The 24,185-nt window shown below is 72.1% G+C and carries 23 protein-coding genes and 2 tRNA genes; 10 read left to right on the top strand and 15 right to left on the bottom strand.

Annotated elements, in window-relative coordinates; genetic code table 11:
* Positions 1 to 230: 230 nt before the first annotated feature.
* The 4 genes from rsrA to ACFYNS_RS10935 form a co-directional block, all read right to left on the bottom strand.
* Positions 231 to 608, bottom strand: a complete 378-nt coding sequence (gene rsrA / locus ACFYNS_RS10920) for a mycothiol system anti-sigma-R factor (protein WP_360303091.1) — start codon at positions 606 to 608, stop codon at positions 231 to 233.
* The gene (locus ACFYNS_RS10925; RefSeq protein ID WP_360303093.1) at positions 605 to 1,276 is read right to left on the bottom strand and encodes a sigma-70 family RNA polymerase sigma factor; all 672 of its coding nucleotides are present in this window, start codon (positions 1,274 to 1,276) and stop codon (positions 605 to 607) included. The genes rsrA and ACFYNS_RS10925 overlap by 4 nt, the downstream gene beginning before the upstream one ends.
* 299 nt (positions 1,277 to 1,575) lie before the next feature.
* The gene (locus ACFYNS_RS10930; protein WP_388602160.1) at positions 1,576 to 2,268 is read right to left on the bottom strand and encodes an alpha/beta family hydrolase; all 693 of its coding nucleotides are present in this window, start codon (positions 2,266 to 2,268) and stop codon (positions 1,576 to 1,578) included.
* A gap of 64 nt (positions 2,269 to 2,332) precedes the next feature.
* Positions 2,333 to 3,190 carry an SOS response-associated peptidase gene (locus tag ACFYNS_RS10935; RefSeq protein WP_388602162.1) on the bottom strand — a complete coding sequence of 286 codons (858 nt, stop codon included), beginning with the start codon at positions 3,188 to 3,190 and terminating at the stop codon, positions 2,333 to 2,335.
* Between the two features lie 96 nt (positions 3,191 to 3,286).
* Here ACFYNS_RS10935 and ACFYNS_RS10940 point away from each other — a divergent pair, with 96 nt between their 5' ends.
* From ACFYNS_RS10940 to ACFYNS_RS10955, 4 genes are all read left to right on the top strand, one after another.
* On the top strand, positions 3,287 to 4,027 hold the full coding sequence (locus tag ACFYNS_RS10940) for a M50 family metallopeptidase (protein WP_360301875.1): 741 nt from the start codon (positions 3,287 to 3,289) through the stop codon (positions 4,025 to 4,027).
* Positions 4,028 to 4,102: 75 nt separating this feature from the next.
* Positions 4,103 to 5,500, top strand: coding sequence for a 3-phosphoshikimate 1-carboxyvinyltransferase (gene aroA / locus ACFYNS_RS10945; protein ID WP_360301872.1), 1,398 nt, complete (start codon positions 4,103 to 4,105; stop codon positions 5,498 to 5,500).
* 13 nt (positions 5,501 to 5,513) lie between these two features.
* Positions 5,514 to 6,530, top strand: a complete 1,017-nt coding sequence (gene rsgA / locus ACFYNS_RS10950) for a ribosome small subunit-dependent GTPase A (RefSeq protein WP_360301870.1) — start codon at positions 5,514 to 5,516, stop codon at positions 6,528 to 6,530.
* Positions 6,531 to 6,612: 82 nt separating this feature from the next.
* Entirely contained in the window at positions 6,613 to 6,936 is a 324-nt protein-coding gene (locus tag ACFYNS_RS10955) for a multidrug efflux SMR transporter (protein ID WP_360301867.1), read from the top strand.
* A gap of 64 nt (positions 6,937 to 7,000) precedes the next feature.
* On the opposite strand, the gene ACFYNS_RS10960 is transcribed toward ACFYNS_RS10955, so the two are convergent.
* On the bottom strand, positions 7,001 to 7,630 hold the full coding sequence (locus ACFYNS_RS10960; protein WP_360301864.1) for a helix-turn-helix domain-containing protein: 630 nt from the start codon (positions 7,628 to 7,630) through the stop codon (positions 7,001 to 7,003).
* 191 nt (positions 7,631 to 7,821) lie between these two features.
* Here ACFYNS_RS10960 and hisN point away from each other — a divergent pair, with 191 nt between their 5' ends.
* The gene (hisN, locus tag ACFYNS_RS10965; RefSeq protein ID WP_360301861.1) at positions 7,822 to 8,616 is read left to right on the top strand and encodes a histidinol-phosphatase; all 795 of its coding nucleotides are present in this window, start codon (positions 7,822 to 7,824) and stop codon (positions 8,614 to 8,616) included.
* Between the two features lie 166 nt (positions 8,617 to 8,782).
* Positions 8,783 to 9,205: a CBS domain-containing protein gene (locus ACFYNS_RS10970; protein ID WP_360301858.1), complete on the top strand. Its 423-nt coding sequence runs from the start codon at positions 8,783 to 8,785 to the stop codon at positions 9,203 to 9,205.
* Positions 9,206 to 9,335: 130 nt separating this feature from the next.
* Here ACFYNS_RS10970 and ACFYNS_RS10975 read toward each other — a convergent pair whose 3' ends face one another.
* Positions 9,336 to 10,802, bottom strand: a complete 1,467-nt coding sequence (locus ACFYNS_RS10975) for a catalase (protein ID WP_360301855.1) — start codon at positions 10,800 to 10,802, stop codon at positions 9,336 to 9,338.
* 134 nt (positions 10,803 to 10,936) lie between these two features.
* Between ACFYNS_RS10975 and ACFYNS_RS10980 the strand changes: the two genes are divergently transcribed.
* Positions 10,937 to 11,353, top strand: a complete 417-nt coding sequence (locus ACFYNS_RS10980) for a Fur family transcriptional regulator (RefSeq protein ID WP_360301852.1) — start codon at positions 10,937 to 10,939, stop codon at positions 11,351 to 11,353.
* Positions 11,354 to 11,535: 182 nt separating this feature from the next.
* Here ACFYNS_RS10980 and ACFYNS_RS10985 read toward each other — a convergent pair.
* The 4 genes from ACFYNS_RS10985 to ACFYNS_RS11000 form a co-directional block, all read right to left on the bottom strand.
* Positions 11,536 to 11,609 (bottom strand) — tRNA-Met (locus ACFYNS_RS10985).
* A gap of 366 nt (positions 11,610 to 11,975) precedes the next feature.
* Positions 11,976 to 13,850, bottom strand: coding sequence for a tetratricopeptide repeat protein (locus tag ACFYNS_RS10990; protein ID WP_388602167.1), 1,875 nt, complete (start codon positions 13,848 to 13,850; stop codon positions 11,976 to 11,978).
* A 167-nt stretch (positions 13,851 to 14,017) separates the two neighbouring features.
* Positions 14,018 to 14,094: transfer RNA gene (locus ACFYNS_RS10995), tRNA-Met, on the bottom strand.
* A gap of 47 nt (positions 14,095 to 14,141) precedes the next feature.
* The gene (locus tag ACFYNS_RS11000; protein WP_388602170.1) at positions 14,142 to 17,063 is read right to left on the bottom strand and encodes a UPF0182 family protein; all 2,922 of its coding nucleotides are present in this window, start codon (positions 17,061 to 17,063) and stop codon (positions 14,142 to 14,144) included.
* 140 nt (positions 17,064 to 17,203) lie between these two features.
* Between ACFYNS_RS11000 and ACFYNS_RS11005 the strand changes: the two genes are divergently transcribed.
* A complete protein-coding gene (locus ACFYNS_RS11005; protein ID WP_360293232.1) occupies positions 17,204 to 17,770 on the top strand; it encodes a PPA1309 family protein in 567 nt (188 codons plus the stop codon).
* A gap of 134 nt (positions 17,771 to 17,904) precedes the next feature.
* Here ACFYNS_RS11005 and ACFYNS_RS11010 read toward each other — a convergent pair whose 3' ends face one another.
* From ACFYNS_RS11010 to ACFYNS_RS11025, 4 genes are all read right to left on the bottom strand, one after another.
* Positions 17,905 to 19,020, bottom strand: a complete 1,116-nt coding sequence (locus ACFYNS_RS11010) for a PDZ domain-containing protein (RefSeq protein WP_360293229.1) — start codon at positions 19,018 to 19,020, stop codon at positions 17,905 to 17,907.
* Positions 19,021 to 19,045: 25 nt separating this feature from the next.
* Positions 19,046 to 19,351 carry a hypothetical protein gene (locus ACFYNS_RS11015; RefSeq protein ID WP_360293226.1) on the bottom strand — a complete coding sequence of 102 codons (306 nt, stop codon included), beginning with the start codon at positions 19,349 to 19,351 and terminating at the stop codon, positions 19,046 to 19,048.
* Positions 19,352 to 19,554: 203 nt separating this feature from the next.
* Positions 19,555 to 20,052, bottom strand: a complete 498-nt coding sequence (locus ACFYNS_RS11020) for a molybdenum cofactor biosynthesis protein MoaE (protein WP_360293224.1) — start codon at positions 20,050 to 20,052, stop codon at positions 19,555 to 19,557.
* Between the two features lie 119 nt (positions 20,053 to 20,171).
* Complete coding sequence (locus ACFYNS_RS11025; protein WP_360293221.1) at positions 20,172 to 21,272, bottom strand: SDR family oxidoreductase; 1,101 nt, start codon at positions 21,270 to 21,272, stop codon at positions 20,172 to 20,174.
* A gap of 188 nt (positions 21,273 to 21,460) precedes the next feature.
* On the opposite strand from ACFYNS_RS11025, the gene ACFYNS_RS11030 reads away from it, so the two are divergent.
* Together ACFYNS_RS11030 and ACFYNS_RS11035 are read left to right on the top strand one after the other, a co-directional pair.
* Positions 21,461 to 22,984: a zinc-dependent metalloprotease gene (locus ACFYNS_RS11030; protein ID WP_388602173.1), complete on the top strand. Its 1,524-nt coding sequence runs from the start codon at positions 21,461 to 21,463 to the stop codon at positions 22,982 to 22,984.
* Positions 22,981 to 23,559 carry an NUDIX hydrolase gene (locus ACFYNS_RS11035; protein WP_360293215.1) on the top strand — a complete coding sequence of 193 codons (579 nt, stop codon included), beginning with the start codon at positions 22,981 to 22,983 and terminating at the stop codon, positions 23,557 to 23,559. Before ACFYNS_RS11030 ends, ACFYNS_RS11035 begins: the two co-directional genes overlap by 4 nt.
* Here the strand turns inward: ACFYNS_RS11035 and ACFYNS_RS11040 are convergent.
* Positions 23,531 to 24,142 carry a M48 family metallopeptidase gene (locus ACFYNS_RS11040; protein WP_360293212.1) on the bottom strand — a complete coding sequence of 204 codons (612 nt, stop codon included), beginning with the start codon at positions 24,140 to 24,142 and terminating at the stop codon, positions 23,531 to 23,533. The genes ACFYNS_RS11035 and ACFYNS_RS11040 overlap by 29 nt on opposite strands.
* Positions 24,143 to 24,185 lie beyond the last annotated feature (43 nt).

Here is a 24,185-nt window from a genome sequence, read left to right on the forward strand (position 1 = left end):
GGCACTCCGGCAGGTTCCCCCGTACGAGACAGTCCTTCCTCACCCGAAGGAGGGAGAAAGGTCGATCCCGTCCGGATCCCGTACGCCTCTCGTACGGGAGAGCCGTCGACGTGTCGCGTGCGGCGCGAACTCCGGACACGGGCCGCCTTCTCGGCGTCCTCCGGTGCTCGGCGGAGGTGCGGACGGGCGCGCCTTCGGTGCTCAGCCCGGGGCGGTGCGCCGCGTGGCGGTCAGCCGGGGTTCTTGTCGTCCCCGGAGCCGACCGCGTCGGCGGTCTCCGCCGCCGCGCCGCCGGATGCGGACCGGGGGCCCGCCTCCTGGCCCGAACCGGCGTCCGTGCCCTCGCGGGCCTCGCCCTGGCGGATCACCTCGATCCGCCCCATGACCTTGGACCGCAGGTCGGAGGGGACGTCGTCCTGGCCGCAGCAGCGCTTGACGAGCTTCTTGACCTCGCGCTCCAGCCCGTACTTCTCGAAGCAGGGCGAGCACTCGTCGAAGTGCTCCTGGAACTTGGCGCAGTCGCCTTCGGGCATCTCCCGATCGAGGTACTCGTAGAGGTGGTCGAGGACCTCGGAGCAGTCCGTCTCGTGCGGCTCTCCGCAACTCATGAGCCCGAGCCTTTCCGGTCTTGCGACCCGTCCGCCGCGGCACCGGCCGGGACCAGGCCGCGCTCTTGCGCGTAGCCCTCCAGCATCTCGCGAAGCTGGCGCCGTCCGCGGTGCAGACGGGACATCACCGTACCGATGGGTGTCCCCATGATGTCGGCGATCTCCTTGTACGCAAAGCCCTCCACATCGGCGAGGTAGACGGCGATGCGGAACTCCTCGGGGATGGCCTGGAGTGCTTCCTTCACGTCGGAGTCCGGCAGGTGGTCGAGGGCCTGGGCCTCGGCCGAGCGCAGTCCGGTCGACATGTGCGACTCGGCGCGCGCCAGCTGCCAGTCCTCGATCTCCTCCGCGGCGCTGCGCTGGGGCTCGCGCTGCTTCTTGCGGTAGGAGTTGATGAAGGTGTTCGTCAGAATGCGGTACAGCCACGCCTTGAGGTTGGTACCCGCTCGGAACTGGTGGAAGGAGGCGTACGCCTTCGCGTAGGTCTCCTGCACCAGGTCCTCGGCGTCGGCCGGGTTCCGCGTCATCCGCAGCGCGGCGGAGTACATCTGGTCGAGGAACGCGAGCGCGTCCCGCTCGAAGCGCGCGCTGCGCTGCTCCACCGTCTCCGACGCCGCTGTCTCCTGCTGTGCGCTCGAGCCGCCTTCGGTCCCGGTGACCGGACCCACCTCCTCCAACGTGGTGGCGAGCCCGAACGAAGACCCGCCCGAATCGGAGAATAGACGACGACCGCCACCGCCCGCCGCCTGAATCTTCGCGCCGGAGGACAGCGCCACCGTGGCCCAGTCCAGGTCAGCGGCCCGCGGACGCTGGGGGCAAGCGACAGAACCCATCGGGGCGGCTCCCTTTCCTCATGGAGGGTATGGCTGCATCTCACACTCTTCCCGGCCGCGGATTCCCTCCGCAGCCGGACACCCCGTGCAACCATCCGGGTGCGCCGATCATTCCCGGGCCGCGCAGGAACCGCTCACCCGTGGCTGCGCCACTCCGCCCGACGGCCGGTGATCCATCGGGTGACGGCACCGGTGACCAGCTCCATCGCCGCCGCCTCCGTCAGCTCGGCGGACTTCGGCAGGGCGAAGCCGTGGTCGGCGCCGGGCACCTCCACCGGAGCCGTACCGGCCGGGAACTCCTCGGGGCGGCCGAACGGGTCACGGCCGCCCTGCACCACCAGCACCGGCAGCTCCACCGAGGTCAGCTCCTCGGCGCGGGACTTCTCCGGCCTGCCCGGCGGGTGCAGCGGGAAGGACAGCGCCAGCACCGCGCAGGCGCCCAGCGCCCCCGCGGTGCGGCAGGCGACGCGGGCCCCCGCGCTGCGCCCGCCGGCGATCACCGGCAGTCCCGGCAGCGCCAGCGCCGGCCACAGGGCGCTCCACGCGGCGTCCAGGGTGCGGGGCGCCGGAGCCACCTTCTTCCCCGCCACCCGCCAGGGCTGCTCGACCAGGGCCACCGTCACGCCATGGGCGGGCAGCGCGGCGGCCAGTGCGCGCAGGTCCCGGGCGTCGATCCCGCCGCCCGCGCCGTGCCCGAGGGCCAGCACCGTGTGCGCCGGACGCGCGTCGTGCCAGGTGATCCTGGCCTCACCGGCGGGGGTGGCGACGGTCTCGGTCCGGGGTTGTCCGGCTCCCCGCGGCTGCGGGGCCTGCTGCTGGGTGCTCATACCGGCATCCTGCCAGCGGCCCGCGGAGAATCGCCCGGCACGGCCCCGGCACACCCCGGCACGCTCAGAAGAGGGTCTCCTCCTCCGGTGCGGGAAGCTCCTTGAGGAGGTGCGGGCCGTTGTTGCGGACATTGCTGACGTCCGTGGAGACGGGCCAGGCCCGCAGCAGACCCTCCGGCGGCGGGGCCAGCAGCTCCCGCAGTTCCCCGGAGTCGGTTCGGGCGGGGTCCAGCCAGGCGTCCCAGCGGTCCGGGGTGAGCATCAGCGGCATCCGGGGATGGATGTCGGCCAGCGACCGGGGACCGCCCTCGCTCTGCTCGTCCACGTCGGCCAGCGGTGTGGTCTCCGCCGCGGTGGTCAGGACGGTGCACGTCGCCCACCAGCCCTGCGGATGGTCGTCGGGCAGCGTCTTGTCCCGCCAGAACTCGTACAGGCCGGCCATCGCCATCACCGGCTGCTCCTGCTGGGCGCCGTGCGGCGCGGGGGCGTCCGGCGCGGGGGAAATGAAGTAGGGCTGCTTGCGGGGCCGCTTGCGCTTGCCCTCCTGTTCGAGCTTCAGCTCGCCCTGCGCGGTGACCCACTCGTAGTAGCCGTCGGCGGGCAGCAGGCAGCGGCGGGCGGCGAAGGGGCGGCGGTAGGCGGGCTTCTCGTGCACGGTCTCGGCCCGGGCGTTGATCATCTTGACGCCCACGTCGGGTGATTTGGCCCACCCGGGCACCAGGCCCCACTTGAGCGTGCGCAGCTGCCGCACCGGCCGCGGGTCGTCGCTGCCCTTGACGGGGCGGTCGAGGACCGCGTGGACCTGCTTGGTGGGCGCGACGTTCCAGTCCGGGCCCGCCGCCTCGGTCGGCTCCCACTTCTCCACCTCGAACAGCCGGACCAGATCCTCGGCACTCCGGCTCGCTGCATACCGTCCGCACATGCCTGCAAGACTGCCACGGCACGCCGGGCCGTCGCCGTGCGTTGACCGCACGCGGGGCGGTACGGCCCCCGAGCACACGAGGAGAACACCCCGAACATGGACAACGCGAGCATCACGGATGTCTGGGACCGGGTCGTCGGCGGCCAGCAGCCCCCCGAGGAATGGCTGGTGCTGGTCACCGGTCTCGTCGCGCTGCTCGCGGTGGCGCCGCACGGCGTGTGGCGGATCTCGCGCAACGCGGTCACCATCGCGCACGAGGGCGGACACGGACTCATAGCCCTGCTCACCGGGCGGCGGCTGGACGGGATACGGCTGCACTCGGACACCTCGGGGCTGACGGTCTCGCGCGGCAAGCCGCACGGCCTCGGCATGGTGCTGACCGCCGCCGCCGGCTACACCGCTCCCCCGCTGCTCGGTCTGTGCGGCGCCTGGCTGCTGTCCTCCCACCACGTCACCGCACTGCTGTGGGGCGCCACCGCGCTGCTGGTGGCGATGCTGGTGATGATCCGCAACGCCTACGGCGTGCTCGCCCTCGTCCTGACCGGCGGCGCGTTCCTGCTCATCTCCTGGCTGACCGGCCCCCAGGTGCAGGCGGCGTTCGCCTACGTGGTGGTGTGGTTCCTGCTGCTGGGTGGGGTGCGGCCGGTCTTCGAGCTGCAGGGCAAGCGGCGGCGGCAGGGGGCGCACCGCGGCCCGGCCGGGCCCGGTCTGCCGGACTCGGACGCCGACCAGCTCGCCCGGCTGAGCCATCTCCCGGCAGCCGCGTGGCTGTTCCTCTTCCACGCGGTCGCGCTGTGCTCCCTCGTCGGCGGCGGACGCTGGCTGCTGGGGCTTTAGCCGGGGCCCGGCCACGCGCCGCGGACAGGGTGCCGACCAGCGGGGCGGCCGGCCACCAGCCATTACAGTGGCCCCATGACCGACCAGCGCACCAGCCCCGCAGAGACCGCACTCTGGCCCGCACCCACCGCACCGGGCCGGGTCGAGGCGACCGTCACCGTGCCGGGCTCCAAGTCGGTCACCAACCGCGCCCTGGTACTGGCCGCGCTCTCCTCCGAACCGGGCTGGCTGCGCCGCCCGCTGCGCTCGCGCGACACCCTGCTGATGGCGGAGGCGCTGCGGACCCTGGGGGTGGGGATCGAGGAGACCGTCTCGTCCTCATCCTCGGCGTACTCGGCGTACTCGGCCACCGCGGCCGACAGCGAACGCCCCGGGGGCGAGGCGTGGCGGGTGATCCCGACGGCGCTGCGCGGCCCGGCGACCGTGGACGTCGGCAACGCGGGCACCGTGATGCGCTTCCTGCCGCCGCTGGCGGCGCTCGCCCGGGGGCCGATCCGGTTCGACGGCGATCCGCGCTCCTACGAACGGCCGTTGCACGGCGTCATCGACGCGCTGCGCACGCTGGGCGCCCGGGTGGAGGACGAGGGGCGCGGCGCACTGCCGATGACGGTGCACGGGAACGGCTCGCTGGCGGGCGGCCCGGTCGAGATCGACGCGTCCTCCTCCAGCCAGTTCGTCAGTGCCCTGCTGCTGTCCGGTCCGGGCTTCAACCAGGGGGTCGAGGTCCGGCACACCGGCCGCACGCTGCCGTCCATGCCGCACATCCGGATGACCGTGGACATGCTGCGTGCCGCGGGCGCGAAGGTGGACGCGCCGCAGGACGGGGGCGCGCCGAACGTGTGGCGGGTGACGCCCGGGGCGCTGCTCGGCCGGGACCTGACGGTCGAGCCGGACCTGTCCAACGCGCAGCCCTTCCTCGCGGCGGCGCTGGTGACCGGCGGCCGGGTCACCGTCCCGGACTGGCCCGAGCACACCACGCAGCCCGGTGACGCGCTGCGGGAGATCTTCACCGCCATGGGCGGCTCCTGCGTGCTGGACGAGCGGGGCCTGACCTTCACCGGCAGCGGCCGGATCCACGGCATCGACATCGATCTGGGCGAGGTGGGCGAGCTCACGCCGGGCATCGCCGCCGTCGCGGCGCTGGCCGAGGGCGAGTCGGTGCTGCGCGGTGTCGGGCATCTGCGGCTGCACGAGACGGACCGGCTGGCGGCGCTCGTCAAGGAGATCAACGGCCTGGGCGGTGACGTGACCGAGACGGAGGACGGACTGCGGATCCGGCCGCGCCCGCTGCACGGCGGCGTCTTCCACACCTACGACGACCACCGGCTGGCCACCGCGGGCGCGGTGCTCGGCCTGGCGGTCGAGGGCGTCGAGGTGGAGAACATCGCGACGACGTACAAGACCCTGCCGGACTTCCCCCGGATGTGGGGCGAGCTGCTGGGACTCCCGTCCGGGACCGGAGAGAGAGCCTGAGAGGGCGCCCGGGATGCGCCGCTACGGCAAGCACACCGACGAGGACGACATCCGGGTCCGTCCCTCGCGCCGGGGCAGCCGCCCGCGCACCCACACCCGGCCCAAGCACGAGGACGCGGCCGAGGGCCTCGTCCTGACCGTCGACCGGGGCCGGCTGACCTGCCTGGTGGAGGAGCGCACGGTCACCGCCATGAAGGCCCGCGAGCTGGGCCGCAAGGCGGTGGTGGTGGGCGACCGGGTGGCCGTGGTCGGCGACCTGTCGGGCGAGAAGGACACGCTCGCCCGGATCGTCCGGGTGGCGGAGCGCAGCTCGGTGCTGCGCAGGACGGCGGACGACAACGACCCGTACGAGCGGGTCGTGGTGGCCAACGCCGACCAGCTCGCCGTCGTCACGGCGCTGGCCGACCCCGAGCCGCGCCCCCGGCTGATCGACCGCTGCCTGGTGGCGGCCTTCGACGCGGGGCTGGAGCCGCTGCTGGTGCTGACCAAGGCGGACCTGGCACCGGCCGGTCCGCTGCTGGAGACGTACGCGCCACTGGGCGTGCGCCATGTCGTCACCAGCCGGGCGGAGTTGGCCGAAGGCCCGGGTGCCGAGGAGGTGCGCGAGCTGCTGCGCGGCCGGACCACGGTGTGCGTGGGGCACAGCGGTGTCGGCAAGACCACGCTGGTCAACGCGCTGGTGGAGCGGCAGCGGGCCACCGGGGTGGTGAACGCGGTCACCGGGCGCGGGCGGCACACCACGACCTCGGCGCTGGCGCTGCCGCTGCCGCCGTCCCCGGTCGGTGCGGACGGCTGGGTGATCGACACCCCGGGGGTGCGCTCCTTCGGCCTGAACCACATCCAGCTCTCGCGCGTCATCCACGCCTTCCCCGATCTGGAGGAGGGCGCCGCCGAGTGCCCCCGTGCGTGCAGCCACAACGAGCCCGCCTGCGCGCTCGACCAGTGGGTGGCCGACGGGCACGCCGATCCGGCCCGCCTGCACTCGCTGCGCCGCCTGCTGGCGACGCGGGAGAGGCGCGAAGGGGACTGACCGATTCCACCCGGCTCCCGCTGCATACTGGGCTTCCTGCGCTTGACCTGCTGCCCCACCGGAGCAACGAGAGGAAGAGCACATGGCGTGGCTGCTGGTGATGGTCGCGGGGTTGCTGGAGACGGGCTTCGCTGTGTGCCTGAAGCTCTCGCACGGCTTCACCCGGCTGTGGCCCACGGTCGCGTTCTGCGCCTTCGCACTGGGCAGCTTCGGCCTGCTGACGCTCGCGCTCAAGCGGCTGGACGTCGGTCCGGCGTACGCGGTCTGGACGGGGATCGGCGCCGCGGGGACGGCGATCTACGGCATGGTCTTCATGGGCGATGTGATCTCCGCGCTCAAGCTGGTCTCCATCACGCTGGTCATCGTCGGGGTGATGGGCCTCCAGCTCTCCGGCAGCGCGCACTGAGCCCGCCCCGAGCACCTCTCGCGGCCCGGGCCGGTGCCTCGGTGCCCTCGCTGCGGGCACCGGGTCAGCCCGCCAGCAAGGCGCGGACGACCTCGTCGACCCGTCCGCACGGCTCCTCGTCGCCGTGCTCGGGCGCGACGACGTAGGAGAGCGCGATCCGCAGCCCGGCCTCGTAGGCGCGCTCCAACTCCTGCCGCCCGGCGCCGCGCCGCGCCGGACCGCCGGGCACCGGACCGCCCACGGGGACCCGCCCGCTCCGCTCCAGCCCGGCGAGCGCGCGGCTGCGCAGCACCGCGGCGAGTCCGCCCGGCTCGCCACCCGGCCCGTGGCCGGGGACCGGACGGGCGGGCAGCGGCATCCGCGCGCCCCAGCAATCGGTGAGGGCCGCCCGGACGATGGGCTCCGCCCGCGCCGTCCGCAGGATCCAGTGCGCGGCGGCGGCGCAGCAGGCCGCCGGGTCGGCTCCGCTGCGGCACGCCTCGGCCACCGCTCGGCCCGCGCCGTCCAGGAAGTCGTCCAGCAGCCGGTCGACCAGTGCGGCGCCCAGCCCTTCCTTGCTGCCGAACTCGTTGTAGAGCGTCTGCCGCGACACCCCGGCGGCCGCGGCGACGTCGACCATCCGCACCGCCGTCCAGGGTCGCGCCCGTACCGCCACATGGGCGGCGTCCAGCAGGGTCTCGCGTGCAGCAGGCATCGTCGCCTCCCCGGCCCGCACCCCGCTGCCCCGGCCTGTGCTGGCGGCCCGTGCACGCGAGGCGTCCGCAGACGGGCTGACCGGCAGCCCGGTGTGCGGCACAGAATTGACGCACCGCCAAGAGGTGTCAATACGCGGCGCACGCGCATGGCCCTGTGGCCGGGGGTTTCGCCGCTCGATACTGTTCGGACATGCTGGACTATCACGATGATCTGCGTCTCGCCCATGTGCTGGCCGACGCCGCCGACGCCGCGACCATGGAGCGGTTCAAGGCTCTCGACCTGGAGGTCGAGACCAAGCCGGACATGACGCCGGTGAGCGAGGCCGACAAGGCGGCCGAGGAACTGATCCGCGTCTCGCTCCAGCGCACCCGGCCGCGCGACGCGGTACTGGGCGAGGAGTTCGGCACCGAGGGCCATGGGCCGCGCCGCTGGGTGATCGACCCCATCGACGGGACGAAGAACTATGTGCGCGGCGTTCCGGTGTGGGCGACGCTGATCGCGCTGATGGAGATGGGCGAGGGCGGGGACCGGCCGGTGGTCGGCGTCATCTCGGCACCAGCGCTCAACCGGCGCTGGTGGGCGGCGAAGGGCGCGGGCGCCTACACCGGCCGCAGCCTGTCCAAGGCCACCCGCATGGAGGTCTCGAAGGTCTCCGAGGTGCGGGACGCGTCCTTCGCCTACTCCTCGCTGCACGGCTGGGAGGAGCGCGGCATGCTGGGCGGCTTCATGGATTTGACCCGGGACTGCTGGCGGACCCGCGGCTACGGCGACTTCTGGCCGTACATGATGGTCGCCGAGGGGGCGGTGGACATCTGCGCCGAGCCGGAACTGTCGCTGTGGGACATGGCGGCGAGCGCGGTGATCGTCGAGGAGGCGGGCGGCGTCTTCACCGGGCTGGACGGGAAGCCGGGACCGCACAGCGGCAGCGCGGCGGCGTCGAACGGACTGCTGCACGAGACGCTGCTGAGCTATCTGACGGCCTGATCCCGCCCCTCGTCCGGGTGGTCCCTACACACGTCCTTGTTGTGACCTCCAGCACATGTGAACATGAGAATTCGCTCGCTTGTGCTCTTGTGAATCGCTTCTCGAGGTCCCGGCCGACTGCTCGCCGGGCCCTCGGGAGGCATTCCGCCAAGGAGGTAGCCCTCTCATGCCCGGACACGTCCAGCACGCCATGAGCACCGTCGTCCTCACCATCGGCCCCGCCCACACCCTGCGCCAGGCGGCCCGGCTGATGTCGGCCCGCCGCGTCGGTGCCGCCGTCGTCCTCGACCCCGACACCAGCGGGCTCGGCATCCTCACCGAGCGCGACATCCTCGACTCCCTCGGCGCCGGTCAGGACCCGGACCGGGAGCGGGCCCACGACCACACCACCGACGACGTGGTCTTCGCCACGCCGGACTGGACGCTGGAGGCGGCGGCGCAGGCCATGACACGCGGCGGCTTCCGACATCTGATCGTGCTCGACGAACGGGAGGCGGTGGGCGTCCTGTCCGTACGCGACATCGTCCGCACCTGGTCGGACCAGCGCGTCCCGGCGGCGCCGGAGCCCACCGAGGAGGTCGCCGTCTAGCGCACCCGGGGGGGCCGGGCCCCACCGGGACCGGCCGCGCCGGACGGACACACCGGAGGGGCCGGACGCACCGGAGGGGCCGGAGCCCCATGGCGTCCGGCCCCTCCGGGCTCGTACGGCGAGCGGTCGATCAGCCGCGCAGGGCCTGGACCGCGGCCTCCAACCGCTTGCCGTAGTCCGGGTCCGCCTTGCGGAAGTTCTCGATCGCACGCTGGGCGATGTCGTCGCGGGAGACGCCGGCGATGTTGCCCGCCAGGTTGTCGATCAGCCGCTGCTTCTCGTCCTCGGACATCAACCGGTAGAGGTTCCCCGCCTGCACGAAGTCGTCGTCCTCGGCGTGTACGGCCGCCGGGTGGTCCTCGGTCGTACCGCTCACGGTGGCGTGCTGCCACAGCGGGCGGCCCGTCTCGGTCGGCGCGCCGAAGCTGTTCGGCTCATAGTTCTTCGCACCGCCGTGCCGGCCGTCGTACATCACGCCGTCCCGGCCGTAGGTGCGCGCCTGGGTCGCCTTGGGCTCGTTCACCGGCAGCAGATCGGCATTGATCCCGACCCGGTAGCGGTGTGCGTCGCCGTAGGCGAACAGCCGGCCCTGGAGCATCTTGTCCGGCGAGGGGCCGATGCCCGGCACGAAGTGGTGCGGGGAGAAGACCGACTGCTCGGTCTCGGCGAAGATGTTCCGCGGGTTGCGGTTCAGCTCCAGCTTGCCGATCTCGATCGGCGGGTAGTCCTCGTGCGGCCAGACCTTGGTCAGGTCGAACGGGTTGAAGCGGTAGTGCGCCGCCTCCGCCGCGGGCATGATCTGGACCTGCACGGTCCAGGTCGGGAAGTCGCCGTTCTCGATGGACTCCCGCAGGTCCCGCTGGTGGCTGTCGGGGTCCTTGCCGGCCAGCGCGTCGGCGTCGGCCGCGGTGAGGTTCTCGATGCCCTGGTCGGTCTTGAAGTGGTACTTGACCCAGAAGACCTCGCCCGCCTCGTTCGTCCACTGGAAGGTGTGCGAACCGTAGCCGTTCATGTGGCGGTAGGACGCGGGGATGCCGCGGTCGCCGAAGAGCCAGGTGACCTGGTGGGTCGACTCGGGCGAGAGACCCCAGAAGTCCCAGACGTTGTCGGGCTCCTGCGAGCCGGTGTAGGGGTCCCGCTTCTGGGTGTGGATGAAGTCGGGGAACTTGATGGCGTCCTTGATGAAGAACACCGGGGTGTTGTTCCCGACCAGGTCGTAGTTGCCCTCCTCGGTGTAGAACTTCAGCGCGAACCCACGCGGGTCACGCACCGCGTCCGCCGCGCCGAGGTTGCCGGCCACCGTGGAGAACCGCAGGAAGACCTCGGTCTCCTTGCCGATCTCGGAGAGGAACTTCGCCCGGGTGTACTCGGTCACGTCCGCCGTGACGGTGAACTTGCCATACGCGCCCGCGCCCCGGGCGTGCACGATGCGCTCGGGAATGCGCTCGCGGTTGAAGTGGGCGAGCTTCTCGAGCAGGTGCTGATCCTGGACGAGCACCGGTCCGCCCACTCCGGCGGTCTGGCTGTTCTGGTTGTCCGCGACCGGCGCACCGGCCTCCGTCGTCATGGGTCCGGCCGTCTCGTCCTGCACGGTCACGTGCGCCTCCTGTGCATCACATCTGTCCTGTGGGCCAACCACTCGACAGCCTACATTGGACATTGTCCAAGTCAAGATGAAGACAAAACCCGTACGGGTTCTGCTCATGGACCCGCCGCTGCTAGGCTGGGCCTATGAGTGACCTGCTGGAACGGCTGCGCGATCGCGGTTGGCGACTCACCGCACAGCGGCGAGTCGTCGCCGAGGTGCTCGACGGCGACCATGTGCACTACACGGCGGACGAGGTCCACGCCCGTGCGACGGACCGCCTGCCCGAGATCGCCCGCGCGACGGTCTACAACACCCTGAGCGAGCTGGTCGCCCTCGGTGAGGTGCTGGAGGTGAGCACCGACGGGCGCGCCAAGCGCTACGACCCGAACGCGCGACACACCCACCAGCACCTGGTCTGCTCCCGCTGCGGGACGATCCGCGACGTCCACCCCACGGGCGACCCGCTGGCGACACTCCCGGAGAACGAGCGCTACGGCTTCGCCATCGCCGACGCCACCGTCACCTACCGGGGCGTCTGCCCGAACTGCGCCGGCGCCTGAGCGCTCCCGGCCGACGGTCACACGGAGTCGGCAGGCTTCCCTTCACGGCCCGAACGGCCCCGCACCCCGCCCGGGTGCGGGGCCGTTCGCCGTCGTGTACCGAGCCGCCGGGGCGGGAGAAGAGGAAGCCAACCGAAAAGGGCGAAGGCCCGGATCCTCAGGATCCGGGCCTTCGCCTTCAGTAGCGGGGACAGGATTTGAACCTGCGACCTCTGGGTTATGAGCCCAGCGAGCTACCGAGCTGCTCCACCCCGCGCCGTTGTGTGCACAACTCTAACCCGGCCCGACGACCAGCGCAAATCGAGATCCCGATGGCGGCCGAGGCCCGTGCGCCGAGGCGATCCCGGCCGCCCCCGGGCCGCCGCTGCCGCCTCCGACGTCACGACAGCGGCCGAGGGTGGGCCGCCGCCCTGGGCCGCGGGAGAACATCCCCGCCCCCCGCCCCGACGAGGACGGGGAGGCGAGGACGGACCCGGGCGAGGATGGGCCCCGGGCGAGGACGGGAAGGCCCCAGACCGTCAGGCCCTCAGGCCGTCCGGTCCTCAGGCCGTCCGGTCCTCAGGCCGTCCGGTTCCCGGGCCGTCTGGTGGTCGCCAGGCCCTCAGCCCTCGGCCCTCAGCTCTCAGGCCGTCAGCTCCGAGCGGAGGGCCTCACGGAGTTTCGCGGCCCGTTCGGCCACCTCGGCCGGACCGAGCTCCATGGCACGGGCGCACCAGAACTGTCCTTCGTCCAGCTCGCCGCCTCGGGCGCTGATCAGTGCCAGCCGCAGCGCGGCCCTGCCGTGCCCGGCCTCGGCTGCGCGGGCCCACCACACGGCCGCCTCCGGCTCGCTGCCCTCACGGGCCAGCAGCAGGCCCAGGTTGAACGCGCCGTTCGGGCTACCCGACTCGGCCGCGGCGCGGTACCAGCGGGCCGCGTCCACGACCTCGCCGCGCGCGGCGGCGCACATGCCCAGCCGCACCTGGGCGCGGCGGTGGCCGTGTTCGGCGGCACGTTCGTACCACTCCTCGTACTCGGGTCTGGCGCCGTCCGGACGGCCGAGCTCGTGCTCCGACCCCAGCTCCCCCGTGCCGTGCCGGGTGACCCGTTCCAGCAGCGCACCGAGCCGGAAAGCGCCCTCGACGCTGCCGCCGCCCGCGGCGCAGCGCAGATGCCGCTCCGCGGTGTGCAGTTCGCCCTCACGCAGCAGCGCGATGCCGACCTGGAGGGCGGCCTCCGCGTGGCCGGAAGCAGCCGCGCGCTCGTACCACTGGCGGGCGGTGGGCTCGTCGCCCCGTCCGGCGTACAGGATGCCGAGGTTGAAGGCCGCGTCCACGCTGCCGGACTCGGCGGCCTTGGAGAACCACGGCTCGGCGCCTTCGGCGTCCCCGCGCTGGAGAAGCAGCACGGCGAGCGCGTTGGCGGCCTCCCGGTGCCCGGCGTAGGCGGCTCGGCGGTACCACTGCTCGGCCTGCGCGGTGCGGCCCTGGGCCGCGGAGAGCAGCCCGAGGTTGAAGGCACCGTTGTCGGAACCGGCGTCGAGCGCGACGCGGTACCAGCGCTCGGCGGCCTGCCGCTCGCCCCGGTCGGCGTGCAGCGCGCCCAGCGCGTTCGCCGCACTGCCGTCGCCGTCCTCGGCCGCCCGGCGCCACCACACGGCGGCGCTCTCCTCGTCGCCCGCGTCCCGCAGCAGGAAGCCGAGTGCGCAGGCGGCGCGCGCCTCACCGTCCTTGGCGGAGGTGAGGTACCACCGGCCTGCCTCCTTCAGCTCGCCGCGGCGCTCCAGCAGCGCGCCGAGCCGGAGCGCCGCTCTGCGGTGGCCGCGGGCGGCCGCCTGCCGGAACCAGCGCTCTGCCTCCTCCGCGGTCTCCCGCACCGCGGCGGCCGTGGGCCCGCTCCGGGCGGCCAGCCCCTCGGCCCGCGCGTTCACCGCCCGGGCGACGCGGTAGGCCGCTTCTCTGTGCCCGCGCTCGGCGGCGGCCCGGAACCACTCCTCGGCGCCGTCCTCCCCGTGGTGCTCCAGCAGGTCCGCCAGCGCGTAGGCGCCCAGCGCGTGGCCGGACTCGGCGGACTGCCGCAGCCAGTAGAAGGCCGCGGGCTCGTCGCCGCGCTCCCGGTGGTAGCGGCCGAGCGCGTGCGCGGCGGCCGCGGAGCCGGCGACGGCCGCGGTACGCCACCACTCCGCGGCCTCCTCCGGGTATCCCCGCTGGTGCAGCAGCACCCCCAGGTTGTTGGCGGCCGCGCGGTCCCCCGCGGCGGTGGCCGCGCGCAGATGCGGTTCGGCGCCGTTCAGGTCCCCCCGGCGCAGCAGTTGGGCGCCCAGCACGCTGTCGGCTGCGGTCGTCTCGGCCGGCGCCCTTGCGCTCTCGTCCGCTGTCGTCCTCCCGACTGCCGTCGTCTCCTCGACTGCTGCGATCCGCACGGCTGCTGTGGTCTGCTCGGTGTACTCCTCCACGCTCAGGCCCGGACCGGGACGCACCGGGTCCGTCAGCCTTGCCTTCTCCCCCATAAGCTCCATCGTCGCACCACCCGCAACCCGCGTACACCTCGTATACCGCAGCCGGTGAGGTCACTTCAGAGGTTTGTCGACTTCCCGACGAAGAGACTACCCAAACCCTCTGGTCCAACTGTCCCCCGCACAAGCGAAAGAGGCCCGGAGTCTGTTGACTCCGGGCCTCTCCCGAGTGGTAGCGGGGACAGGATTTGAACCTGCGACCTCTGGGTTATGAGCCCAGCGAGCTACCGAGCTGCTCCACCCCGCGCCGTTGTGAGTACAACTCTACACCACTCGGCAGGGTGGTCTCACCCGCTACCCGCTACTGCCGGATCCGCTCTCGCCACTGCCCTTCTTCTCGGCCTCGGCCGCCTCGTCCAACGCGTCCGCCAGAGCCTTCTGCTGCTTGCCGTACTCCTCCCAGTCGCCCTTCTCGCGCGCCTTCTCGCTCTTGTCCCACGCGGTCTGGGCGTCCTTGAGCGCGTCGGCGACCGAGGCGTTGGGCGGGTTCTTCTCCTTGTCCTTGCCCTTGTCCTTCTCCTGGTCGCCGGGGCCGGTCCGCTCGCCGTCCTGCTGCCGGCCCTCGGTACCGAAGACCTTGTTCAACGCCTGCTCGAGGCTGTCCTCGAAGGCGATGCGCTCGTTGTACGCGACGAGGACCTTGCGCATCCGCGGGTAGTTGGTGCCGGCACCACGGACGTAGACCGGCTCGACATACAGCAGGCCGCCCTCCACGGGCACGGTCAGCAGATTGCCGTACTCGACCTCGGAGTCGCCCTTCTTCAGAATGTTGATCTTGTCTGCGATCACCGGGTCGGAGTTGAACTTGCTCTGCACCTGCGAGGGACCGGCGACCGTGGTGTTGGGCGGCAGTCTCAGCAGCCTGAGCTTGCCGTAGTCACCGCTCTTCGCGTCCGCGTCGACGGCCATGAACGCGCCCAGCGTCTCGCGCTTGTTCGGGTTGAACGTCGTCGTGAGCTGGAACTGCTGTTCCTTCTGGCCGGGCATCTTCATGCTCAGGTAGTACGGCGGGACTGCGTTGCCCTTGTGCGTGGGGTCGTCCGGGACCTGCCAGCGCTCACTGCCGCTGTAGAACTGCGACGGCGAGGTCACGTGGTAGGTCTGCAGCAGGTCGCGCTGCACCTTGAAGAGGTCCTGCGGGTAGCGCAGGTGGTCCATCAGATCGCCACTGATGGCGCTCTTGGGCTTCACCGTGTCGGGGAACGCCTTCATCCAGGTCTTCAGTACCGGGTCCTTCTTGTCCCACTGGTACATCTCGACCTTGCCCGTGTAGGCGTCCACCGTCGCCTTGACCGAGTTGCGGATGTAGTTGACGCGGTTCTGCTGGGCGACCACCGCGCGCTGCCCGTCGGTCAGCGAGTCCTCCGTGGTGTCCCCCAGGGTCGTCCGCGACGAGTAGGGGTAGCCGTTGGAGGTGGTGTAGGCGTCGACGATCCACTTGATGCGCCCGTCCACCACCGCGGGGTAGGGGTCGCCGTCGATGGTCAGCCAGGGGGCGACCGCCTCCACGCGCTCCTTGGGGGTGCGCTTGTACAGGACCCGCGAGCCCTCGCCGATCGCTCCCGAGTAGAGGATCTGCGGCTCGTTGAAGTTGACCGCGTAGGCCGCACGGTTGAGCGGGTTGGAGAGGTTGACGCCGCTGTCGGCCTTGTAGGTGTAGGTCTTCTCCCCGTTGTCGTCCGCGTAGTCCAGTTCCTTCTGCGGACCGCCGACGATGGAGTACTGCGTCGTCTTCTCTCCGTAGTAGACCCGGCCCTGGTACTTGCCCAGGTCGCCCTCCGGCGGCAGGTCCTTCTCGGTGAAGTCCGGAGCGCCGTCCTTGTCCACCGAGGTGCCCTTGGCGGCGACCATGCCGAAGCCGTGGGTGTACTTGAAGTGCTCGTTGATCCAGTTCTTCTCCGGGATGCCGTTGGTGTTGATCTCCCGGAGACCGACGACGGTGTCCTGCTCCTTGCCGTCCTTCTTGTAGCGGTCCACATCCAGGGTCGCCGGGAACTGGTAGTACCCGCGGACCTGCTGCTTCTGCTGGAAAGTCGGCGAGACGACGTTAGGGTCCAGCAGGCGCATGCTCGCGGTGGTGTCGGCCGCGTTGCGCAGCTTCTCGTTGCTCGCCTTGCTGGTGCCGCGGTAGTCCTGCTCCTCGGCGTCGTCGATGTCGTACGCCTTGCGCGTCGCCTCGATGTTCTTCTTGATGTACGGCGTCTCCTTGGCCTGCTCGTTCGGCGAGACCTGGAACTTCTGCACCAGCGCCGGGTAGAGCCCGCCGATCAGGATGGCCGAGAGCACCATCAACCCGAAGCCGATCACCGGGAGCTGCCAGGTGCGGCGCCAGATCGTGGCGAAGAACAGCAGCGCGCAGATGATGGCGATGATGAACAGGATCGTCTTCGCCGGCAGGTAGGCATTGGCGTCGACGTACTTGAGACCCGTCCAGTTGTCGGTCGCCTTGAAGTCGCCGGACTTGACCGCCAGGCCGTACCTGTCCAGCCAGTAGGCCACCGCCTTCAGCGCGACGAAGACGCCCAGCAGCACCGACAGGTGCCCGGTCGCCTGCGCCGTCGCCCGCGCGCCCGGGGTCGTCACCCGCAGCCCGCCGTAGAGGTAGTGCACCAGGGCGGCGGCCAGCAGCGAGAGGATCGCGGCAGCGAAGCCGAAGCCCAGCAGGAACCGGTAGAAGGGCAGGTCGAACGCGAAGAACGAGATGTCCTTGTGGAACTGCGGATCCTTGGAGCCGAACGGGACGCCGTTCACCCACATCAGCCAGGTGCGCCACTGGCCTGCCGCGGAGGCGCCGGAGATCAGCCCGATCAGGGCCGTGGCCCCCAGCAGCACCCACTTCTTGTAGGGCGCCAGCGCCATGCGGTAGCGGTCGAGGCTCTGCTGCTCCATCGACATCGCGCTCAGCGGCGGGCGCAGCCGGTGCGCCAGCCAGATGTTGAACCCGACAGCCACGGCCATCAGCAGTCCGAAGACCGCGAACAGGCCGATCTTGGTCCACAGAGTCTTGGTGAAGACCGAGCTGTAGTCGACCGAGCGATACCACAGCCAGTCCGTCCAGAACCCGGAGAACATGACGAAGAGCATCGCCAGGACCACCAGCACGCCCGCTGTCATCAACAGCGTCCGGGCGCGCCGGGAAGGCCGACCCACTCTGATCCGTGGCCCGGAGGGACCCCCTGAGCCCCGGTCCGGCATCTGGAAAGCCAAGGTGCGCACCTCAAAGATTCGCAGTTTATGAAGCGATGATGCTGGGCCCGCATCGTAGGCCCACCTAAGCAACTTAACGAAGCTTTACCCAGTTCCCGGTTCCGGGGTCCGAGTCACGCTTTCCGGCACCGGGACGGCACGATATGGGGATGGACAACCTCTCTCCCGAGGGCACGCCCCTCGCCTCCGGACCCCTGACCCGCGCGGTACTGGAGATCGACGAATACGCCTCCGGCCTGGGCTGGAACCAGCCCACACGGCTCTTCGCGCTGGTGAACACCGAGCGGCTGCGGGCCGAGGAGCCCACTCTGGCCGGGCAGCTGGGGCTGGACCGGCAGCCGGACAGCGCCCGCGGGGCCTCCTTCACCCCCGTCGAGCAGGACGAGATCTCCGCGGACGTGGCGCTGGACGAGTTCCTGGGGACGATCGCCTGGCCCCCGTCGGTCGACGGCTGCGCGGTGACCGTGGAGCGGCTGATGCTGCCGCCGTCTGCCGAGGCGGCGGTGCCGCAGGACCTCGGCGAGGAGGAGCTGGCCCGCTGGGTCGCCGAGCACCCCGAGCGCAGCGAGGTGCGGATGACGGTGGCGGTCCTGCGGGACGGGGAGCGCGAGTCGGCGCTGCGACTGCGGGAGAAGGACTCCGCCACGGAGGTGCTCACCGGCGGCGATCTGGTGCCCGGTCTCGCGGAGGCGCTGGCCGCGACCTTCGCGGAGTAGCCGGGGCCGGAGGGCGGCGCCGCACCGCGCCGCCGCCCGGCCCGGGGGGCGGCCGCAGGAGCCGCGCGGCGGGGACGGAGGAGGGGCGGAGGGGCCGGGGTCGCCTCAGCGCGCCCAGGCGCGCGGTGCGGCGGTCAGGGCGCCTTGCAGCGGGTGAGCTCGTCGGTCCTGCCGCTGCGGATCTTCTTCAGCGCGCTGAGTGCGTCGTCGATGGTGGCGGTCTTCACCAGGGTGAGGCCCTCGGGCTTGTCCTTGGCGGCGGAGGCGCAGTTGCCCGCGGGGGTGAGGAAGTACTCGGCGCCCTTCTTGCGGGCGCCGACGGTCTTCATCTGGATGCCGCCGATCTCGCCCACCTTGCCGTCGTCGTCGATGGTGCCCGTCCCGGCGACGAACTTCCCGCCGGTCAGGTCGGCGGGGGTGAGCTTGTCGACGATGCCGAGCGCGAACATCAGTCCGGCGCTGGGGCCGCCGATGTCGGCGAGCTTGATGTCGATCTCGAACGGGAAGGTGTGCCCCACCGCGGGCTGGATGCCCACGACCGCGCGGCCGTCGTCCGCGGCCTTGCGCGTGCCGACGGTGACCTTCTCGGCGTCCTCGGCGGGCGGCTTCTCGCCCCGCTTCTGGGCGGCCTTCACCCGGGCCGCCGGGATCACGGTGAAGGTGACCTTCTCACCGGGCTTGTGCCGGGTGACCAGCTTGCCCACGCTCTGCGCCCCGCCGACCGGTGTGCCGTCCACCGCCGTGATGACGTCTCCCGCGTGCAGCCGCTTGTGCGCCGGGGCGCCCTTCTCCACGGAGCCGACCAGGATGTGGGTGCTGACCGGGAGGTCCAGCTCCTTCAGCGCTGCGGCCTTGGCGCTCTCCTGGGAGGCGGTGAATTCCTCGGCGTTCTCCTCGTCGACCTCCTGGGCCGATTTGTCATCCGGATAGAGCGTGTGGTGCGGGACGACCAGGCTGTCATGGCGCAGCCAGCCGGACAGTGCCCCGAAGAGGGTCATCTTGTACTGGGAGCTGGTGACGCGGACGGTCGTCATATTGAGGTTGCCCGAGGTGTCGTACACCTCGGGACGCCCCTTGCGGCCCGGCTCGTCCTTGACGTTGAGCACCGGATCCCCGTCGTGCGAACCGAGAGTGTTCACCGTCGGACCCGGTGACATCTCGGCATAGGGCACGTTCAGGAGCGCTCCTACGCAGAACATCGTTATGAGCAGCAGCGCAGAGGTCAGCAGGGTCGCGGTGCGGCGAGGCATGGCACGACAGTACGGGAAGGGTCTGTCAACCTGCTTCCCGGGCCGGTCCGTCCGGGGTCGTGCGGGCCGCCGCCCCGGCGGAGGCGAGTTCGAGATCCCCCTTCCGCCTCCACCACCGGAGGTCCCTGCGGGCCTCGGGCTCGTCGGCCACCGCAGAGGCGTCGGGGGCGTCGTCGGCGCGGGAGCGCTCCATGGCGACCCGGAAGCGCTCGTATCCGGCCACCCCTGCGGCGTCGGGCGTCTTGACCCGGCGCCGCCCGACCCAGCTTCCCCACATGCTCGTGGCGACAGCGGCGACCAACGGAATCAGCAACCAGGCGAGAGCAGCCATCCGGAACCTCCCGACCCTCGTAGGTGCCTCCCGGGCACACGGCCCGGCGACCGGCAGACCGGCCGATGAGCAGATTAACCGTCGGTGTCTCAACGGTCGGGGCGAGGGGCCGGTTACGCAACCGGAACGAGCTGCACCCGCGTGCGCGGCGGGATCGCCGATCCGGCCCGGTCCAGGAGCGATTCCGGGGCTGCGGGGGCCGCCTAGACGCCCACCCACTCCTCGGCTCCGTCGGCGAACGTCTGGTGCTTCCAGATCGGGACCTCGTGCTTGAGGTCGTCGATGAGCTTGCGGCAGGCGTCGAACGCCTCCGCGCGGTGCGGGCAGGAGACGGCCACGACCACCGCCAGGTCCCCCACCCTCAGGTCCCCGACGCGGTGCACCGCGGCGAGGGCGCGCACCGGGTGGTCGGCGACGACCTTCTCGGCGACCCGGCGCAGCTCGGCCTCGGCCGTGGGGTGCGAGGAATAGCCCAGACGGGCGACGTCGGCCCCGCCGTCGTGGTCGCGGACGGTGCCGACGAAGAGCGCCGTACCACCCGCGGCGTGGTCGCCGACCGCGGCGAAGACCTCGTCCACGGACAGCGGGTCCTCGCGGATCTCCAGCAGCCGGATCGGGTCCTCGGCCCCCAGTTCGCCGGGGTGGTCGGAGTTCACGTGCCGGTGCCCGGGGCCGTGCTCGCCGTCGTACGTCTGTGCCATGCCGGTCATGCTGCCCTACCTGCCCCGGATCCGGAACACCCCGCCTGCCGGGCCCGCCGTGTCGTACCCGCGCCGCCTGGCCGCGGCCGCGGGCGCCGCTGACAGCCCGCGGGCGCCGCTCACAGCCCGCGCCGCTTGCGTGCCCTGCGCACCAGCGCGGCGGTGCCCAGAAGCGCCACCGTCGCACCCGCGGCGCCGGCCGCGGTGGCCGCCTCCGTACGGCCCAGCCGCCGCCCCGCGACGGTGTGCCTGCCGGAGACGTCCTCCAGCAGCGCGGCGAGCACCTCCTCGTTCGTCCAGGCCGGACGCCAGCCCGCATCGTGCAACCTGCTGCCGCTGACCACCCAGGGGTGCATGGTGTACGCGAGGTCAGCGGCGGGCGAAGGGGTCAGTCCGAGCCGGTGCAGCCGGGAGGCGGCGCCCAGCGCGACGCTGGAGGGCAGCTCCATCCGCCGCATCCCGGTGAGCTGCTCGACCTCCTCCTGCTCCAGCCAGCCGTCGCAGCCCACCACCATCTCGCCCTCGACCTTCTCCAGCGCGGCGTACTCGAGCGCGCTGACCAGGTCCTCGACATGGCAGAACTGCCAGCAGGGGCGCGATCCGGCGACCACCAGGAGCCGCGGCGACTCGAAGTGGCGGGTGAGGGTGGTGTCCGTACCGGCGCCGACCAGCACTGTGGGGCGCAGGACGGTCACGTTGAGGCCCGGGTGGGCCCGCGGGGCGCGCTGGGCCAGGCGTTCGAGCTCCAGCAGGTCGCCCACCCCCGTGGCGTCCGCGGTGGCCCGCAGCTCGGCGTCCTCCGAGAGCGGCACGTCGTTGTCCTGGAGCGCTCCGTAGACCATCGCCGAGGTGCACAGCACGACCCGGCGGACGCCGGCGGCCGCCGCGGCGGTCAGCACGGTCTGGGTGCCGCGCACGTTGAAGGCGGTGCGGGCCACCGGGTCGGTCTCCAGATCCAGATCGAGCGCCAGGTGGACGACCACGTCCACCGGGTCGCCGTCGCCGCGCAGCCGGTCGGCGATGGCCGGGTCCCGCACGTCCAGGGTGTGCCACTGGGCCTCGGTCACCTCGCCCCTGCGCTCGTCCAGTGCGATGACCTGCTTGATCTCCTCGGACGCCGCCAACCGCTCGGTGAGCAGCGCGCCGACCCCCGCGGCGGCGCCGGTGACGGCGACGGTCGGGGTTCGCGCTGCGCGAACGTGGGACTCGGAGGAACTCACCGGGCGTCTCCAGTGGTTGTTTCTGGTACGGGGTGCGCAGGCTCCATCCTGCCTGACTCGTGTCTAGGCTGGAGGCAGAGCCCGCAGATGCCCCCGGGACATACCGGCGCAGAACCCGACCGCACCCAGGACATGCAGACCGTCCACGAACCACCAGACCGTCCTACGAGACAGAGCCGAGGAAACCCGTGAGTGACACCCCATTCGGATTCGGCGTACCTCCTGAGGAGCCCGAGGACGGGAACGACGGCGAGAAGAAGCCGGGCGGCGACCAGCCGAACCCGTTCGGTTTCGGCGGCGCCCCGGGCTCCGGCGGCGCCGACAACCCCCTGGCGGCGATGTTCGGCTCGCTGGGCGGCGGACAGGGCCAGCTCGACCCGAGCGACCTGGGCGCCGCCTTCCAGAAGCTCGGCCAGATGCTCTCCTACGAGGGCGGCCCGGTGAACTGGGACATGGCCAAGGACATCGCACGGCAGACGGTCGCGTCGGGAGCCCAGGACGGCTCCAAGGACGCCTCCGTCAGCCCGCACGACCGCGCGGCCGTCGAGGAGGCCGTACGCCTGGCCGACCTGTGGCTGGACGGAGTGACCTCCCTGCCCTCCGGCTCCGGCGCCGCGGTGGCCTGGAGCCGCGCGGAGTGGATCGAGGCCACCCTGCCGGTCTGGAAGGACCTGGTCGACCCGGTCGCCGAGCGTGTCGGCGCCGCCATGGGCGATGTGCTGCCCGAGGAGATGCAGGCGATGGCCGGCCCGCTGCTCGGCATGATGCGCTCCATGGGCGGCGCCATGTTCGGCACCCAGATCGGCCAGGCACTGGGCGTGCTGGCGGGCGAGGTCGTCGGCTCCACGGACATCGGACTCCCGCTGGGGCCCGCCAACAAGGCGGCCCTGCTGCCGGTCAACATCGAGGCGCTCGGCGGCGGACTGGGCATCCCGCTGGAGGAGGTCCGCCTCTACCTGGCCCTCCGGGAGGCCGCACACCAGCGGCTGTTCGCGCACGTCCCCTGGCTGCGCTCGCACCTCTTCGGCGCCGTCGAGGGCTACGCCCGGGGCATCAAGGTGGACACCGCCAAGCTGGAGGACGTGGTCGGGCAGATCGACCCGCAGCGCCCCGAGGAACTGCAGGAAGCACTCCAGCAGGGCATGTTCCAGCCGGAGGACTCCCCGCAGCAGAAGGCGGCGCTCGCCCGGCTGGAGACGGCGCTGGCGCTGGTCGAGGGCTGGGTGGACGCGGTGGTGCACGCAGCGGCCGAACCGCACCTGCCGTCCGCCTCCGCACTGCGCGAGACGCTGCGCAGGCGGCGCGCCTCCGGCGGCCCGGCGGAGCAGACCTTCTCCACGCTGATCGGCCTGGAGCTGCGTCCCCGGCGGCTGCGCGACGCCTCCCGGCTGTGGGCCTCGCTGGCCGACGCGCGGGGTGCCGAGGGCCGCGACGCCGTGTGGGAGCACCCGGACATGCTGCCGACGGCCGCCGACCTGGACGACCCGGACGCCTTCGTCCACCACGAGCAGCCGGACTTCTCCGAGCTGGACAAGATGCTGGGCGACGCGGCCGCCGCGGACAGCGGCACCGGCGCCGACGGCAGGCGGGAGGGCGGCACCGGGGACGAGCCCTCCGCCGGCGACCGGTCGCAGGAGAAGCGCTCCGGGGAGCAGCCCGGCGCGGACGACAGCGACGGCGGCGAGGGCGGCGAGGGCGAAGGCACGCGGTGAGCGCGTCGCCCGGCGACCTCCGCGCGGATGCGGAGCGTGTCCTGATCCGGTGGCGCAGCAAGGACGGCGACCCCGCCCAGGAGGAGCTGCGCGAGGAGTATCTGCGCCATCTCGCCGACCGGCCGGACGGCATGTGGAAGGCGTGCTCCGCGGGGCACATCACCGCCAGCGCGATGGTCGTCGACCCGCGGAAGGACCGGGTGCTGCTGACGCTCCACCGCAAGCTGGGCAGATGGCTGCAGATGGGGGGCCACTGCGAGCCGGAGGACACCACCCTGGCCGGTGCCGCGCTGCGGGAGGCCACGGAGGAGTCGGGCATCCCGGGGCTCTCCCTGTTGCCCGGCGGCCCGCTCCGGCTCGACAAGCACCGCACGCCCTGCGCCTGGCATCTGGATGTGCAGTACGCGGCTCTCGCCCCCGAGGGCGCCGTCGCGGCGCTCAGCGAGGAGTCCCTGGACCTGCGCTGGTTCGGCTTCGACGAGGTGGCCGGGGTCGAGGACCAGTCCGTGGTGCGGCTCGCCCGGCTCTCGGCCGCGGCCGTCGCGGTCAGCCCCGGCCGGGACCCTCTTCCGTGACGGTGTCGGAGCCCTCCCCCGGGACGGGTCCGGAGCCTTCTCCCCTGACGGGCTGGTGCGGCAGCCGCTCGGCTGCCGCCACCCCCTCCAGATAGCCGCGCGCCCGCTCGGTGCGCGGATACGCCTCCAGCAGCCGCCAGAACCGCGGGCCGTGGCCGGGCACGAGCAGATGTGACAACTCGTGCAGCAGCACGTAGTCGATGACGTACTCGGGCATGCCCTGCAGCCGGTGGGAGAGCCGGATACTGCCCTCCGCCGGCGTGCAGGAGCCCCAGCGGGTGTTCTGGTTGGTCACCCAGCGCACCGAGGCGGGCCGGGCATGCCCGTCGAGATACTGCTCGGAGAGGGTCGCCGCGCGCCGGGCGAGGTCGCTGTCGTCGAGCATGCGCCTGCTCTCCTGGGCGGCGAGCTTGTCGAGCATCACGCCGACCCAGCGCGCCTCCTCGTCCGCCGTCATGCGCGCCGGCAGCAGCACGACAGTGCGGTCGCCTTCGCGGTAGGCGGAGACGGTGCGGCGTCGGCGGGTGCTGCGGCGCACCTCGACCGCGCGTCGGCTGGTGCTGTTCAGCGGGTCGGCGGGCACGCCACGACGTTACCCGCTGCGGTCGGCGGAAGTCCCGCCTCCA

The sequence above is a fragment of the Streptomyces sp. NPDC006925 genome, assembly GCF_042869575.1.
GTDB lineage: Bacteria > Actinomycetota > Actinomycetes > Streptomycetales > Streptomycetaceae > Streptomyces.

What these genes read in the sequence shown, in the direction of transcription:
- rsrA (WP_360303091.1), bottom strand. Translation starts at nt 608, where the DNA reads ATGAGTTGCGGAGAGCCGCACGAGACGGACTGCTCCGAGGTCCTCGAC.
- ACFYNS_RS10930 (WP_388602160.1), bottom strand. Translation starts at nt 2,268, where the DNA reads ATGAGCACCCAGCAGCAGGCCCCGCAGCCGCGGGGAGCCGGACAACCC.
- ACFYNS_RS10935 (WP_388602162.1), bottom strand. Translation starts at nt 3,190, where the DNA reads ATGTGCGGACGGTATGCAGCGAGCCGGAGTGCCGAGGATCTGGTCCGG.
- ACFYNS_RS10940 (WP_360301875.1), top strand. Translation starts at nt 3,287, where the DNA reads ATGGACAACGCGAGCATCACGGATGTCTGGGACCGGGTCGTCGGCGGC.
- aroA (WP_360301872.1), top strand. Translation starts at nt 4,103, where the DNA reads ATGACCGACCAGCGCACCAGCCCCGCAGAGACCGCACTCTGGCCCGCA.
- rsgA (WP_360301870.1), top strand. Translation starts at nt 5,514, where the DNA reads ATGCGCCGCTACGGCAAGCACACCGACGAGGACGACATCCGGGTCCGT.
- ACFYNS_RS10955 (WP_360301867.1), top strand. Translation starts at nt 6,613, where the DNA reads ATGGCGTGGCTGCTGGTGATGGTCGCGGGGTTGCTGGAGACGGGCTTC.
- ACFYNS_RS10960 (WP_360301864.1), bottom strand. Translation starts at nt 7,630, where the DNA reads ATGCCTGCTGCACGCGAGACCCTGCTGGACGCCGCCCATGTGGCGGTA.
- hisN (WP_360301861.1), top strand. Translation starts at nt 7,822, where the DNA reads ATGCTGGACTATCACGATGATCTGCGTCTCGCCCATGTGCTGGCCGAC.
- ACFYNS_RS10970 (WP_360301858.1), top strand. Translation starts at nt 8,783, where the DNA reads ATGCCCGGACACGTCCAGCACGCCATGAGCACCGTCGTCCTCACCATC.
- ACFYNS_RS10980 (WP_360301852.1), top strand. Translation starts at nt 10,937, where the DNA reads ATGAGTGACCTGCTGGAACGGCTGCGCGATCGCGGTTGGCGACTCACC.
- ACFYNS_RS10990 (WP_388602167.1), bottom strand. Translation starts at nt 13,850, where the DNA reads ATGGAGCTTATGGGGGAGAAGGCAAGGCTGACGGACCCGGTGCGTCCC.
- ACFYNS_RS11005 (WP_360293232.1), top strand. Translation starts at nt 17,204, where the DNA reads ATGGACAACCTCTCTCCCGAGGGCACGCCCCTCGCCTCCGGACCCCTG.
- ACFYNS_RS11010 (WP_360293229.1), bottom strand. Translation starts at nt 19,020, where the DNA reads ATGCCTCGCCGCACCGCGACCCTGCTGACCTCTGCGCTGCTGCTCATA.
- ACFYNS_RS11015 (WP_360293226.1), bottom strand. Translation starts at nt 19,351, where the DNA reads ATGGCTGCTCTCGCCTGGTTGCTGATTCCGTTGGTCGCCGCTGTCGCC.
- ACFYNS_RS11020 (WP_360293224.1), bottom strand. Translation starts at nt 20,052, where the DNA reads ATGGCACAGACGTACGACGGCGAGCACGGCCCCGGGCACCGGCACGTG.